At 30.8% G+C, this 15,737-nt stretch carries 11 protein-coding genes; 7 read left to right on the forward strand and 4 right to left on the reverse strand.

Going from position 1 to position 15,737, the window contains the following annotated elements:
* Positions 1–217 precede the first annotated feature (217 nt).
* From ABDZ69_RS12145 to ABDZ69_RS12155, 3 genes are read left to right on the forward strand one after another with little or no spacing between them, the layout of a single operon-like run.
* The gene (locus ABDZ69_RS12145; RefSeq protein WP_343769994.1) at positions 218–586 is read left to right on the forward strand and encodes a response regulator; all 369 of its coding nucleotides are present in this window, start codon (positions 218–220) and stop codon (positions 584–586) included.
* Positions 583–1,218: a chemotaxis protein CheC gene (locus tag ABDZ69_RS12150; RefSeq protein ID WP_343769996.1), complete on the forward strand. Its 636-nt coding sequence runs from the start codon at positions 583–585 to the stop codon at positions 1,216–1,218. The genes ABDZ69_RS12145 and ABDZ69_RS12150 overlap by 4 nt, the downstream gene beginning before the upstream one ends.
* Positions 1,211–2,146 (forward strand): diguanylate cyclase domain-containing protein, encoded by a 936-nt coding sequence (locus ABDZ69_RS12155; RefSeq protein ID WP_343769998.1) that lies wholly within the window; start codon positions 1,211–1,213, stop codon positions 2,144–2,146. The genes ABDZ69_RS12150 and ABDZ69_RS12155 overlap by 8 nt, the downstream gene beginning before the upstream one ends.
* Positions 2,147–2,207: 61 nt before the next feature.
* Here ABDZ69_RS12155 and ABDZ69_RS12160 read toward each other — a convergent pair whose 3' ends face one another.
* Positions 2,208–3,842: a tetratricopeptide repeat-containing diguanylate cyclase gene (locus ABDZ69_RS12160; protein ID WP_343769999.1), complete on the reverse strand. Its 1,635-nt coding sequence runs from the start codon at positions 3,840–3,842 to the stop codon at positions 2,208–2,210.
* A gap of 221 nt (positions 3,843–4,063) precedes the next feature.
* Here ABDZ69_RS12160 and ABDZ69_RS12165 point away from each other — a divergent pair, with 221 nt between their 5' ends.
* Both ABDZ69_RS12165 and ABDZ69_RS12170 read left to right on the forward strand, forming a co-directional pair.
* The gene (locus tag ABDZ69_RS12165; protein WP_343770001.1) at positions 4,064–4,258 is read left to right on the forward strand and encodes a hypothetical protein; all 195 of its coding nucleotides are present in this window, start codon (positions 4,064–4,066) and stop codon (positions 4,256–4,258) included.
* Between the two features lie 199 nt (positions 4,259–4,457).
* A complete protein-coding gene (locus ABDZ69_RS12170) occupies positions 4,458–6,461 on the forward strand; it encodes a methyl-accepting chemotaxis protein (protein ID WP_343770002.1) in 2,004 nt (667 codons plus the stop codon).
* 59 nt (positions 6,462–6,520) lie between these two features.
* Here ABDZ69_RS12170 and ABDZ69_RS12175 read toward each other — a convergent pair whose 3' ends face one another.
* Together ABDZ69_RS12175 and ABDZ69_RS12180 are read right to left on the reverse strand one after the other, a co-directional pair.
* The gene (locus ABDZ69_RS12175) at positions 6,521–9,025 is read right to left on the reverse strand and encodes an NEW3 domain-containing protein (RefSeq protein WP_343770004.1); all 2,505 of its coding nucleotides are present in this window, start codon (positions 9,023–9,025) and stop codon (positions 6,521–6,523) included.
* Between the two features lie 221 nt (positions 9,026–9,246).
* Entirely contained in the window at positions 9,247–10,320 is a 1,074-nt protein-coding gene (locus ABDZ69_RS12180) for a M14 family zinc carboxypeptidase (protein WP_343770005.1), read from the reverse strand.
* 457 nt (positions 10,321–10,777) lie between these two features.
* Here ABDZ69_RS12180 and ABDZ69_RS12185 point away from each other — a divergent pair, with 457 nt between their 5' ends.
* Positions 10,778–11,626: a DegV family protein gene (locus ABDZ69_RS12185; protein ID WP_343770007.1), complete on the forward strand. Its 849-nt coding sequence runs from the start codon at positions 10,778–10,780 to the stop codon at positions 11,624–11,626.
* Between the two features lie 140 nt (positions 11,627–11,766).
* Here ABDZ69_RS12185 and ABDZ69_RS12190 read toward each other — a convergent pair whose 3' ends face one another.
* Positions 11,767–13,431, reverse strand: coding sequence for a M14 family metallopeptidase (locus ABDZ69_RS12190; protein WP_343770009.1), 1,665 nt, complete (start codon positions 13,429–13,431; stop codon positions 11,767–11,769).
* A 178-nt stretch (positions 13,432–13,609) separates the two neighbouring features.
* Here ABDZ69_RS12190 and ABDZ69_RS12195 point away from each other — a divergent pair, with 178 nt between their 5' ends.
* The gene (locus ABDZ69_RS12195) at positions 13,610–15,715 is read left to right on the forward strand and encodes a methyl-accepting chemotaxis protein (RefSeq protein ID WP_343770010.1); all 2,106 of its coding nucleotides are present in this window, start codon (positions 13,610–13,612) and stop codon (positions 15,713–15,715) included.
* Positions 15,716–15,737 lie beyond the last annotated feature (22 nt).

The following is a 15,737-nucleotide window of genomic DNA, read 5'->3' on the forward strand; positions in this document are numbered from 1 at the left end:
GCAAATGTAATATTCATTGCAAATTAAGACAAAATACGTCATAATTGTGCTAATTAATCTAAATAAATACATAAATATGTCGATAAAAAAGAAAAGACTATTAGCAAAGTTTAAATTATAAAGTTAGCATAATTCAATTTGAAATTATGCTATACTGCATATAAAACTTTTGCTAAAATATTTAATGATTGTTATTTATTAGAAAGGAATTGAGGTAATGAAACTTTTAATTGTTGATGATTCTAGTTTTTCACAGATAGTGACTTCTAAGTTAATCAAAAACTTTTTTGAAGATATAGACATTATTTTAGCTAATGATGGAGAAGATGGGTTTAAGAAATATACAGAAATAAAGCCCGATTATGTCTTTGTAGATTTACTTATGCCTAAATTAAATGGTCACGGATTAATTAAACTAATAAAAGAATACGATAAAAATGCTAAAATATTTGTTATTTCAGCTGATGTACAAAATAGTGTAAAGAAAGAAATGGAAGCATATGAAATTAAATCATTTATCAATAAACCTTTTAATGAAGAAAAAGCTAAATTAGTATTTGATATTATTAAGGGTGATATGCAATGAGTGAGAATAATTTAAAATACGATATAATGAAAGAAATGTTTAATATAGGTGTTGGACGAGCAGCCAGTATGCTTTCAGAAATAACTAATAAAAAGATATTATTAGATGTTCCTAATATAGAAGTATTAAATTATGAAAGCACAAGCTTAGATTTAACAAAACCTTTCCCAAAAGTGCCAGCAGGTGCCTTAATTATATCTTCTATTTCATTTGAAGATAAGATAGCAGGAGAAGCTAATTTAATATTTCCAGCTGATAAGATGAGAAAATTTGTAAACCTGTGCCAGAATCAAGAAGATGAAAGCATAGATCAAAACATGAGTTTTACAGATATAGATTTCGACATAATAAAAGAAGTAGGAAACATAATTTTGAACTCTATAATTGGAGAAATGGGGAATTTTTTAGACGTCAATTTAATTTACTCCTTACCTAACGTGAAACTTTTCAATGAAAAAGAGTTTAAAAAAGATATGAAGGACAAAACCTTTCTTTATAGACTTATGTTATATATAACATTTATCATAGATGACACTGAAATAGAAGGAGCTATAATCATAGATCTTACTTTAAACTCATTACATGAATTAATGAAAATAATTAACAAAATGGAAGATGAGCTATATGGATAAAATTTTATTTGATATATTAAACCAGGTCAACGAAGGCATTATCATACTAGATGATACACTAAAGATTTTATTTTGGAATACTCATATGGAGTATATAACTAATCTTAAAGAATCTCAAGTACTGAATAATAATCTGTATGAAATACTACCTAATTTGCAGAAAAATTATTTTAAAGAATCCGTAAATGTTGCTATAGAAAAAGGTCATAAATCCTTTTTCTCCGCAGCTATGCATAAAGGTTTAATCTCAAACAATATAGAATTAAATATAAGGGTAAGTCAACTAAAAAATCATCGCTTAAAATATTTAATGATTGAGTGTATTGATGTTACAAATCAATTTATAAGGATTAATCAATTAAAAGAGCATGCACAAAACCTATCAATTTTAAATAAAAAGCTACGGGAAAAAGAAATTGAAATTGAAAAACTAGCATATTACGACAAACTCACAGGTATAGCAAATAGAACGCTATTTCATAGCCTTGCCGAAAAATTATTAGAGAGTGCAAAAAAAGATGGTAGCATATTAGGATTAATCTTTATTGATGTTGATAACTTCAAATTTATAAATGATAACTATGGTCATAAAGTTGGGGATAAGCTTTTAATTGAGTTAACAAAGATATTAACAAAATTCACAAGAACAAATGACATAGTTGCTCGATATGGTGGAGATGAATTTTTGATATTACTACCTGATATAAAGGAACTTAGTAACTATGAATTCATAGCTTCCAGAATAAAGGCTGAAGCTAGTAAAGTAACCATTGACCATATGGAATTTGAAATATTGCTGAGCATGGGAGTCAGCTTTTATCCAAATGATGGAGAAAACATTGACGACCTTATATCTAAAGCAGATAAAGCAATGTATAATGTTAAAGGTATAGGCGGTAACAAGTGTATGTGTTACTTAAATGAATAATAAAATTAAGGGAAGGGGGAGCATCTATGTGCTCCCCACTCTCTTCCTTACCAACTCTAAGTCAATCCTTAATTAAGCATACTTTATTTCTTCCATTATTTTTTGCGTTATAAAGTTGTAAATCAGCCATTTTCATGAGGTCGTCAAAGGATTCATATAGTGGAACAGGCGTATATACTCCACCTACACTAATAGTAACAACATTACACTCTGGTTCCTCATTGTATTTTATAAATAAATCTTCAACTTTTCTTCTCATTTCTTCACCAAGTATATATGCATCATTAAAATCCTCAACCATTGAAATATATACAAATTCTTCCCCACCGTACCTAGCAAATAAACTGTTCTTTCTTTTAATATTACTTATACACTTACAAATATCTATTATACATTTGTCACCTTTTAAATGGCCCCAATAATCATTAAATTTTTTAAAGCAATCAATATCCATTATAAAAATAACACAATATCCATTAGCTTTTCTATGATTAGTTAAAAGAGTTTCTAGCTTTTCATTTAATCCTCTTCTATTATAAATACCTGTCAATTCATCAAGTATTGATTCTTTTTTTAGTTTATCATTTATTTTTTTTAAATTTTCAACCTTCTCTAGGGAACTTGCTATTTCATTTTCCATAGAACTTCTAATACTCTTTAAATTTTCAATTTCATTTTTTTCTTTACTATATTCAAATTCTAGTTTTTTAATTTCAAGGCTTTTGACCATATTAGAAGCTTCCATCTCTTGCTGTTTATAATGATATTTTTTAAAAAACTCTAATGCTAATTTATAGTCATTTTCACTAGCATAATAATCAGATAAGCACTTATATGACATACTTATTTTTATATTAGAATGTATCTCTTCTGAATATTTTAGAGCTAAATTAAAATATTCCACTAAGCTTTTAGAAGTTTCATCTCCAAGTATCCCAATATTAATTAAAACGTCTATTATGTAATATTTATTTTTAACATTATTAAGCTTTTTTAACGCCTCAAAGTAATGCTGCCTTGCTACGTCTATATGCCCTTGTTTAAACATAACCTTTCCAATTTCATTTTCTACTTCCCCTAAGGTTACAAAGTCTTTTGATTCCATCAATATATTTTTACATTTACATAAAAAATCCAAAGCTTCACAATGCTTATCCATTCCACTATAGACTTTACCAATGTTTAGCATAATAGCAGCTTTATTTTCATAAAATCCATATAAATTTGAAATTTCTAAAGCTTCCATGTAATTTTTCATTGCATCTTCATTGTCCCCAGCTTCTCTGTATATTTCTCCAATATTAGCAATTACACAAGATTTTAAAAAGTGATAATCTGTATTTTTTAAAATACTTAAAGACTTAAACATATGCTCAATAGCTTGGCTATAGCTACCAAAATAAAAATAAATTATCCCTATTATGTTGTGTGCCCTAATAATTCCCTCAATATCATTAATTTCACTGAAGATATTAATAGCATCAAAGGAATATTTTAACCCTTTAACAAAATCACATTCAACTCTACAGGCATATGCCATATAAATAAGAGCATATCCTTCTTCTCTTTTTAGATTATTTTCCTTAGCTATTTTTAGTGCACTTTGGCTCAATTTCATTGATTCCTGTGGATTTTCCGTAGATAGCTTTTTTGATTGTTCAAGTAGAGCAAATATATTTTCAGATATTTTTATCACATTTTCACCTCCTACAAAACCAATATGAAATCTTTAATATACACAAAACTTTGTTTATATTATATACTAAATCTTTGCTTCTTTAAATCCTGCCTATATGTAATTTCATTCCTTAACATCAAAAATGTTCATCAAATATATAACTTCATAATGGTTAAACTATTTATCGAGATGATTTTTATCTCCATAATTCAAAAAAATTTTGAGAGGGGTAATAAGACATGGATAATAATTATATTCAAGAAGCAAAGAAAAAAATGAATGAATCAAAAAATAGCGCAGGTATGACTAATAACGCTATGGCTACAGGAATGACTAATGGGATGACTAGCTCAGCTAGTGAAAATGAAAGTGCATTACAGGAAGCTAGAAGATTAAATGCAGAATCCAGAGCTAAAAAGGGAACCTTAAGTTAATAGTTAAAACGGGAGCATATATAGATTTGTGCAAACAAATTTATGTATGCTCCCTTATTTTACTTTAATCGCCAAAACATATAGTTTCCCCTTTCCATATTTCTATATTATTTTCTATAAATTTTGTAAAGTTACTAAATTTTGTTACGAAAATAGACTAATTGTATTTTTATTCTGAATTTTCAAGGAGGATGTGTTTATGAACAAATTGAAATCACTAAAAGCAAAAATTTTATTGTTAGTAATACCTCTTATTATATTACCTTTAGTAATATCGGCATTTATTAACTTTAACAATTCATCTAAAATGTTTAGAAAAACAGTGGAGGATGGAACCCGCCAGTCTACAGAAAATATAAGTTATGGAGTAGATTCTTATTTAAAGGCAAAGTATGAAGCCTTTAGCATATTTTGTGATAATTCTAATGTAAAAGGAGTGTTAACTGTAAAGGATGATAAGGATGCTTCTAAAGATTTAATGACTTTAATGAAGGAATTTGCTGAAAATCAAAAGGATGATGTAACAGCTGTATATATAGCCACTAAAGACAAGAAATTTATTGTTCATCCTTTTAATCCAGACCTTCCAAAGGATTTCGATCCAACAGGAAGACCTTGGTATAAGGAAGCCATGGAAAATAACAAAACTATTTGGACTACTCCTTACTTTGATATCGGTACAAAGTCTCTTGTAGTTTCTGTAGTTAGACCAGTATATGATGAAAAAAATAACTTTGTAGGAGTTGCTGGAACAGATATATCCTTAAAATCATTATCAACTATATCACAAAACTCCAAAATTGGTAAAACAGGCAGGATATTTATTATCGATGATAGCGGACTAACCATTGCCCATTCTAACCCTGATGTAATTGGACAAGAGCTACCTGTTAAGGAGTTAAAGGATACTATATTTGCAAGTGATAATGGTCCTGTAAAATATAGTTATGAGAAAAAAGATTACTTTGGATATTTTTCTACAACAGCACAGACAGGCTGGAAAATAGTTGGATCTGTTGATAATACAGAAATTACCTCATCAACTTCTGGGATATTAAATACTACTTTATTTACAGGGATAATAATTATTATTATTGCTGTTTCTCTAGCCATTTTGTTCCAGAAACCAATAACTAGTTCTATTAAGAAGTTATCTAAGGACATGGAGCAAATAGGCAGTGGTAATTTTACTGTGGTAAGTAATATTGAATTAAATGATGAAGTAGGATTTTTATCTAAATCCTTAAATAATATGGCATCTAGCTTAAATAGCTTGCTTCTTAAAATAAATCATACTGCTTTAGAACTAAATCAATATTCCCATAGTCTAGCCTCTTCTGCTGAAGAAACAAGTGCCTCCTCAGATGAAATTGCAAAGACTATTACCGAGATAGTAAATACTGCAGTAAGTCAAGCTACACAAACAGAGGATGCTTTAACTAAGGCACACCTTTTATCTAACAATATTAATGGCGTTACCCATGCTATAGAGGAAATAAATAAAATATTTGAAGAAACTATAGAGCTGAACGAAAATGGAATTAAATCCGTTAAAGATTTAGATCAAAAATCAAAAGCAAACTCTCAATCTTCTATGAAAGTTGAAAAAGTAGTTAAGGAAATGGATGAAAGCGTTAAGGATATTAGAATAATAATTGATACCATAAGCGGAATAGCTGATCAAACTAATCTTCTTGCGCTAAATGCATCCATAGAAGCTGCTAGAGCTGGCGAAAGCGGAAAGGGTTTTGCTGTAGTTGCAGAGGAAATAAGAAAACTTGCAGAACAATCAGCTAATGCAACTAATCAGATTAGGAACATAATATTAAATATACAGACAAAATCAAACAATGCAGTTTCAGAAATGGACAAATCAAGAAGTATTTTAAAAGAGCAAGAAGTAGCTTTAGATGGAACAAATAAGATATTATCACAAATATTCCATACGGTAGAAATATTATCCCATCAGGTTGAGGATATAAATAGTTTAAATGAAGAAATGGTTCAAGCTAAAGATAGAATTGTAGTGGTTATGGAGGAAATATCCGCCTCCGCTGAAGAAACCTCCGCTTCCACCGAGGAAATATCCGCCTCTACGGAAGAACAAACTGCTACCATGGCTGAAATTGCTAAAGCTGCAGAAGAATTAAATAACATTGCTTTAAAACTTGGAGAAGAGCTACGTAATTTTAAGTTTAAATAGGAGCTGAAATGTAATTAAAATAAAGACAGAGTATTAGTTTGCTCTGTCTTTATTGCAACCTATTTATGAAGGAGATTTATTAAAATTCTATAGGCACCAGGCACTAAATTAGGAGTCTGACGATACCAAGCAAGGGATGAATAAGTGTAAGTACCCTTGCCATATTGAGTTGTAAGCAATGTACTGGTAAACTCAGCTTCTCCAGGGTCCCCAGTAGTTATAAGTTCTACATATCTATTATCCCAAATGGATGGATTATAAGCAGCTCTATCCTGAACCCAATTATCCCAATCTGCATCCATTATTTTATTTGGGGCATTGAAAAATTTATGATCTGGCTTCAATAGTGTAACCTTTGAATTTTCATCGGTAACACGCCAATTCATTACAGGTGTCCCTATAGTTAATGGATAAGGTGCCAATTCAGGCTTCCAGTTGTCTTCAGCTTTATTGTACTGAACTACCATATTCCCACCGTTTTTAACATATTCTAAAAGTCTATTATTACTTCTTATTAAATCAGGTCTGGCAAGGTATGATCTAATTCCAACTAAAATTGTATCATACTGAGATAGATTTCCTGATTCCAAATCTTCTTTACTAAGGTTTGTTACATTCAAACCAATACCGCGGAGGAATTCATCCGTTTCATCAAAACCACTAGCTATATATCCCACCTTTAGATTCTTGTCAAATTTAAGATCAAAAGCTTGAATTTTCATCTCAGAGCTCTTAACAAAATAGGTACGACCTATATGTGGATATTCTACAATTTGAATTGATTCTTCACTTACCACAGAATCCCTAACAGCTTTAGCCTTAATTTCATAAGTTCCATTTTTAACATTAGAAGAAGGTTTTACAACAAAATCAGCTACTTGAACCTCACCTTTTTTGCTAAATTCTACAGCTGCTGATTTAGGTTCTACTGACCAATCCTTAGGTAAATCTAGATACACTGTAGCTTTACTAGAAGAAGAAGTGTAATTAGTTAAAGTTACTGTCACTGGAATTGCCTTACCTGGTTCTAAAGTATTCAATATAGTTGCTGATGGATTAGGCGATACTGAAAACTCTGGCAATACTGCAAAAAGTTTTTCAGATTTAACTTTACATATAGCCTTTGAACCAAAATTTTCATAGGTTACTGTAGCTTTCATAATATTTTCTTCGTAGGGATGAAAGGTTTTTGCATCCTTTGGAACAGTTACACTAAATTCAAATACTGCTGTTTCACCGCTTTTCAAAACATTTTTCATGGAAGACTTAGTAGTTACTTTCCATTCACTTGGTAAATTTAACTGAGCATTTAATTGTTTAATATCTAAATTACCACCGTTGTAAACCTTAACAGTAGTAATAACAGTCTGACCCCTAGTTACTTCAAAAGTTTGTGGGATAACCCTTACTACTACAGAATTACTAATGCTACTAGCATTATGAAGTTGATTCCTTTTATTATTCAAACGATGTAAAAGATCATCCTTTAACTCTTTCTTTAAAGATGATTCCTTTACCTTCTTTATGGTAAGTTCTACATCCCCTAGCATCTTGTGTACATTCTTATTAACTTCTTCGTAGCTTGGGAATGCTTTTTCTATAACTTCTACATCCTTTTGAAGTTTTAAAAGAGCTTCTACAACTTCTCCAGAATTTTTATCTTTTTTAATTTCTTCTGCCAAATCTTTAAATGTGTAAGCTATGCCACCAAAAAGATTATCCTTTCCTTTAGCTTCAGGTTTTAGTAGTGTGTAATATCTATAGGATGGCCCTTCTTCATAATTTCTACCCATTCCCTGACACTTGTGCATATATCGAGATTCTTCTCCTAGCTGCAAATATGATGCGCCATATATTTTGTCATAAGCTCCAACATCTATAGTTGTAGTATGCTTGTCCTTATTTCCAGGTTCATATAATTTCTTAGCCTTCCAAGTAGTTAAGCCTTCTTTAAAATGTTCTGGATATTTGGTAGGATCCTGAGCTAGTTCATAAGCCTTTTTTGTCAAAATATTTATAGCTTGATGATGACCATGAGTACTTCTTACATTTTCAAATGCAGGAAAAAGCACGTCAGGACGATATTTTCTTATACTTTTTACAAGACGCTCTAAAACTAAATCCTCGTCCCATTTTTTTAAAGTTTCTTCCCAGGTCTTTGAAAATCCAAAATCAATAAGTGGTTCCTTGATGTCTTGACGAAGAATTTCTAAATCTACATTTAATATTTTAGCTGCCTCTTCATATTCTCTAGTCCTAAGCACACTTAAAGCATCTTCTAATTCTGGTCCAATTTCATTTTGACCTCCCTGCCCCCTAGTGACAGAAACAATAGATGTGTCTACTCCCAAACCCAGAGAAGTGTAGGCTAAGAGCGCGCTGTGTTCATCATCAGGATGAGCACATACATTCATAACACTACTAACTGTGGTTAAAGGTTTTATAGCTTTCCAAAGTTCTACAATACCACGTTCTGCTTTAACTTTAGTAGGAGCAACAATTGACATCATGATAATAGGTAATGTAACAATTGAAGCTATAAACTTGGCAAAAGATTTTGACATAAGATATCCTCCTTATTTACAATTTTAGTTAGTTAGTTAATTACACTAACTAACTAATTATTTATATATATTCTATTAATTGTAAATAATTACTTTTATTTTAATTAAAATGCAAAAATAGGCATGGAACTTTTTAGCTTTCCATGCCTACTAAAATTTATTTAATTGCTCTTATTTGTTTAATAACTTGTTCATAATCTTCTAATTATGAAGCTAGCTTGCTATTTCTTTATAGCAGGACCAGTCTCTGGAATATTTTCTGCTATACTTATATCAGCTTCATATAAAGAACCATCAGCAGTTGAGGAAATTAAGGACATCATAACCTCCATAAAAGTTTTTGTTAAATATCCTGAAGATTTTTGTCCAAGAGATTGCATATTCCCTCTCATTTCAACTAAAACACTTCCTGAACCTGCAATGCCATATGAATTTCTAGCTATACCTTCATAAGCTCCACCATCATATAAGCTTACTTCTGCAAATCCATACTTCTCTAAATCACTATAAATAACAGAACACATCTTTTTAGATAATTCTACAGCTTCTGGCTTAGCTTTAGGATCTGTAGGCCAAAGTATTGAAGTTTTTATCATATTACCATTTTCTTCATTAATATATGTTCCTTGATGATGTAAGTCTATTACCCATTCGGGCTTAATTTCTTTATATGCATTTAATACAGCTACAGCTTCTGGAACTGGATTTGTTGGGTAAGTTTTTCCTCCATCCTTTTTATAAAGAGGACTATCTTCCCAATTCTGCCAATGCCATCTGTTCATGTCATAACCAACACCTTCTACCGCATAGCTAACTTTAGGAGCTGTTGGATCTACATTGTATCTATGCTGTACTTCTGTTCCATCTACATTTACTCTAGGAATAATATAAACGGTTACTTCATTTAATATGTCTTTAACAGTTTTATTTCCCGTAGATAAGAATTTTAGCACTTCTAATGCAGCTTCTGTTCCAAGGGGCTCATTTCCATGCTGTTGAGTTATGACCATAACACTTTTAGGTCCATTTCCAACTTTAGCTAGATATATGTCTCTTCCCTGATTTGATTTACCGGCTACGGTTAGTTCCATAGCTCCCTTTGATGATTTTTCAATTTGTTTTAATGTTTTTGTTAATTCCTCATAGTTATGTAAGCTACTTAAACTAACATTTTGTGTTTCAGTTATCCAAGGTCCATTTGGCTTTAATGGCTTCTCCCCTGCATAAATAGTAGCAGAGGTCGTGAGCACCATTGTTAAGCCTAAAGCAGTAATTATTGATATTTTCTTTTTCATAACATTCCCCTTTCCCTTAATTATTACCTCTTTATTATAAGTCATAGTCAAATATTTTTTTGTCACAATATTGAAGTAATCACAAACATACTTTAGATAAAATACTTTATATTTTATAATCTCTCATTATTTTTTTACACTTCCTACACTTAAATAGCATTAAAGTTACACTTTAAGACAATTTTACACCCCAACTATTTTATCTAATTAAAAAAGCTTTGTATAATATTAGATTCTATTATACAAAGCCTTTTAATATTTCAACTCTTCAAGATGACATACCTATCCCCTATAATAGAACAAAAATATCCTATACTATAGGACACTTTTCATCTCATATCCAATTTAATGGGAAAATTAGGTTTAGGAAGAAGTAAAAATATTATTAATGATTTTGGTAAAATTTATGGGTATAATGGTAATATATTAAAAACTTTATATTTTAAGGAGGATAATTATGAGTAAAATTGCATTGATTACTGACAGTACCAGTGATTTAAATAAAGAAGACGTAGAAAAATATAATATTAAAGTACTTCCTTTAAGAGTTATATATAAAGATCGAGAGTATATGGATAGAGTAAATATTACTCCAAGTGAGGTATATGACAATCTTGTAAACGAAGTTCCTACCACTTCACTGCCTTCAATGCTAGAAGTTAATAACTTGTTTTCAAAGCTAGAGGAGGAAGGGTATACCCATGCTATTGCCATTTGTATTTCTTCTGGTATTTCAGGAACATATAATATGGTTAATATTGCAAGTGAAGATTATCCTACTATCAAAACCCATGTTTTTGATTCCAAATCTCTCACTATGGGTGAGGGTGCTATTGTAATTGAGTGTGGTAAAATGATTGCTTCTGGAAAAAGCTTTGAGGAAATAGTAGAGCTGCTTCCATCAATTCAAAGTAGAATTAAGGTTTATTATGTAGTGGAAACCCTAACCTACCTTATACAAGGAGGCAGAATAGGAAAGGTTGCTGGAACCGTTGGTGAACTTTTGCAACTAAAGCCAATTATCTCAATAAATGAAGAGGGTACTTATTACACTTATTCAAAAGTTAGAGGAAGAAATAAAAGTATAGCCAAACTTGTAGAAATCGCAAATGAAGCCTTAGTAAAAGATAAATCAAAGATTTGGGTTTTACATGGTGGCGCCCTGGAAGATGGGAAATCCCTATATGAGACTATCTCAAAGCTTCCAAATTTATCAGAAGTACACTTTGGTGATATAAGTCCTGTTCTAGGAGTTCATACGGGCCCAGGGTTATTGGGGATTGTTGTTATGAGAGATAATCAATGAGTTCTTTCTTGAAAGGCACATAATCTACGCACCATCCATTTTTATAAGCATAATTCTATCATTCTCATAAAGTTTACACAGATTATTTTGTATCATTAATTAAACATATGAAAAAGCCGGCGTTTAAACCGGCTTTCTTTTTAATCCATATTAATTATATGTGTATCTAATTCAGTATTTTGCATATATCTATAAACTGGCACCTCTTGATTGATATCTACAGGGAATAAATTAAACTCTACAAAGCTATCTTGAGCATCTGGTTCTAATGCTAGAGAAATTAAGTTTGCATTAGCTTGATCCATTGTAAATACGTAGCTTCCTTTAGGGAATTTAACAAATTTATTGGAAACCGTTACCGTAACTCTATTTCTAAAATGTCCTTCATAGTAATTTACATCAACCTTTTTGTCTTTAACTTTGAAGCTTTCCACTGGCAATTCCACGTCGTTATTTAATTTCTTTACAGTAACTCCTGAATAAGATAATCTTTCAGCTACTTGGTGATAAGCTGGTGGAAGTATATATGCATTTGGTCTTACCCTTTCTAAAGTAACTACTCCTTCTGTAGAATCAAACCATTCTGCATCGATTTGAACCTTTTTATTAGTTTCTAAATCTATAACATCAAATTTAACTGAATCCGCTTTTTTATTTAAACTTCCTAAAATAACCTTATCGCTCTCCTCTACCTTTTGTCCTAACTGAACTATTTTCTTTCTTGCATTGTCTACGGTATCTTTAACTGACTTAGCATTTTTTGCTGTAGTTCTTATTATATCTTGGCTGGCTAAAATGTGAACCATTACTCTTCTTTCAAAATTTTCCTTTCCTATACCTATTCCACGAGTTTCCAGTAGGAATGAGAAGGATGGCTGTAATCCATAGGCATTTCTTCCTATCTTAGCATCCGCTCCTGCTTCATATAAAGTAGCTTTTCCATCCTTTACTGAGGAAGTATAGTAAGCAAAGCTGGCATAATCTTTAGATTTCATTTCTTTATGTACATTGTCAACAAATAGCTTGTTTGACATATCTCTTAGTTCCTGTGGAATATTTAAGTTTTTAGCAGAAGATATTAAAAGGTCATGAGCTGCTAAAGAACCCTTTTTGCCTATATTGTTAAAGGAATAATCTACGCCGTATTCGTGAGCATCCACTACAACTTCAGGCATGAATTTATTAAATGCCTTGTGTACCGCTATGGTTTCTGGAAGATCGAATTTTAAATGGTCACGATTAGAATCTATTAAAGTAGCTGTTTGTCTTTGGAAGTAGTATGAACCGTCTCCATTAAATCTTGGAACCATCACTACAGATACCTTGTCCAATACTTCAGTTCCCAAACCTCCAGAAGCTAGATTTTTTGCAACTGCAAGCATTGCTTCCCCTGCAGCTGGTTCATTTCCGTGAATTTGTCCTTGAAGCCAAACTATAGGTCTTCCAAGTTTTAATACGTCAGATGGCTTCTCATAACCTTCCTTAGTAAATACTAACATCGGTATTGGTCTTTTTTCTTGTGTATATCCTATTATAGAAACCTTCATATTCGACGATGTTTTTTGCATGTCATATATAAAATCCATCATTTCCTCATGGGAAGTAAAATCCGTCTTGCCAGCTTTAAAAGCTGGAGTTAAAATTGTTCCTGCAGGTTTTTTGAAATAGTTTTGTATTATCTCCACTGGTTGTTTATAATAGTCCTCTGCTGCGTAAGGTGCTGCAAAAACCTTTACAGATGAAAGCAACATAACTGAAAGGGTTAAAGATGACACCACTTTCTTGAAAGTTTTTTTACTTAACATTATATGTTCCCCCTTTTGAAATTATTACCATAATATTATCATAATGTAATTTTATTCCATAGTCAACCTCCATTTTGTAACATAGTTTTATATAAAATTTGAATATGACTAGAAAATATTTATAAATATTGTATAATTATTCTTATACTTAAAAGGTTTTACAAGGAGGATACTGGAAATGACATCAATTAAACGTAAGCTAAAATTTAAAAAGAAAACTAATGCGAAGAGCATGAAAAGTAAATTAGTACTAATTATGCTTTCTCTAACTTTAAGTAGTTTAATGGTACTAAGCATATTTTCAGGCTATAATATTTTTTTAAATACTGAGGTAATATTTACCAATAACATATCTGAAAATACTAAATTACTTGATTCTTATGTTCAACAACATATTTCTTCAATTAGCGATAATTTATTAACTTTTTCTTCATTACCTAGACTTAAAAATGTTAATTCAACTCTAAGCTCTTATACAAAAGTAACTAATGCTAGTGGAGAAATTAAACTAGAGCCTAAGACACCTTCTGAAAATGATCTGCTTCAAGTGCTAAAAACCTTTGCCCTTAATAATAAAGGTGTAAGATCCATATTACTTGGTGCAGAAGAAAATATGGGTTATATTGAATATCCTTTAGGGATAAAATCTAATAATTATAACCCCATAACAGAGGATTGGTATCAAATAGCAAAATCTGATGTAAACAAAGTACATATACTAGATTCTTATATGAATTCCTATGGCGAAATTACTTCTACTTTAGTAAAAGCTATTAAAGATGATAATAATAAGTTAAAAGGCGTAGCCGCCTTTAACATAAATCTAGATAATTTAAATAAAACCATAACAAATGTAAATATAGGGAAAACAGGCTTTACTGTTGTCGTAGATAAACAAGGCACAATAATAGCCCACCCTAAGAATACTGAACTTATTGGCAAACCTATAAGTAACTTAGAAATAGCTGAATTAGATGGAACTAACTTTAAAGAAAGAAAGATTTCTGCTAATGTTGACAATAAAAATTATGAAATATTTATTAGTACTTCTGCTGACCATGATTTAGGATGGAATTATATAAGTTTTATAGAAAAAGCTGAATTTACTTCTATGTTTTACTCAACTTTATTTAAAAATATAATAATACTTATGATTTGTGCTCTCATATGTATTTTAGTTTCTCTGTATATATCAAATAAAATTACTTTACCTTTAAAAGCCGTTGCTTCACATTTTCGCTCCTTAGGTAATGGAGACTTTACAGTAACCCTTAATCAAAAGTACATGGATATAGAAGATGAAATAGGAATAATGGCAAAATCAGCTAATGAAATGCAACATTCTATTAAAGAAATTTTATTAAATGTACAGAATTCAGCGCAAAACTTAGATGAACAATCCCAGCACTTATTTAATTCTTCTGAGGGAATGCTAATGGTTACTTCAGACGTATCCGCTTCTATACAAAATGTATCTAAGGGATCTTCAGAGCAATCTACAGATTTAAATAAGGTAAATTCCTTAATGAATCGTTTTTCTGAAGACCTTAAAAATATTTTAGATGACATTAATGAAGTAGAGAATAGTTCTTCTTCAATAAATAATCTACTATCAAACAGCGATAATAAAATGAACAATCTATCACAGTCTGTGGAATCAATAAATAGTAAGTTTAATAATTTAGTAACCACTATAAATACATTACATACTAATATAGATAAAATAACAGAAATTAACGTATTCATAAATAACATTGCAGAACAAACAAACCTACTAGCCCTTAATGCCGCCATAGAAGCTGCAAGAGCTGGAGAACACGGAAGAAGCTTTGCTGTAGTAGCTGACGAGGTTAGAAAATTAGCTGAACAAAGCAAAGATTCATCAATACAAATTGCAAACATTGTAGAAATGGTTGCTGGACAATCCAGCGATATAATTAGTGTATCTAACGAAGTTGAAAAAAATATGACTTACCAATTAGAAAATATAGACTTGGTTGTAAGCTCTTTTAAGGACATAAACGAAGACCTTAACAAACTTATACCAAAGATTCACTCAGTTAGCGATTCTTCAATCAAAATAGATAAAGAAAGAGGTAACATAGTAACCTTCTTAGAAAATACATCGGCTATATCAGAAGAGATTGCTGCTTCCTCACAGGAAATTGCCGCTTCCTCAGAAGAAATGAATTCTTCAATTGAAAGGCTATCTGAATCTGCTGAAATATTAAAGGATACTAGCCAAAATATAATTACAAAACTTAATGAATTTAAACTTAATTAGTGAAAAGCTCTCCTAGGAGGGC

It is taken from the genome of Clostridium malenominatum, assembly GCF_039521365.1.
Lineage (GTDB): Bacteria > Bacillota > Clostridia > Clostridiales > Clostridiaceae > Clostridium_AW > Clostridium_AW malenominatum.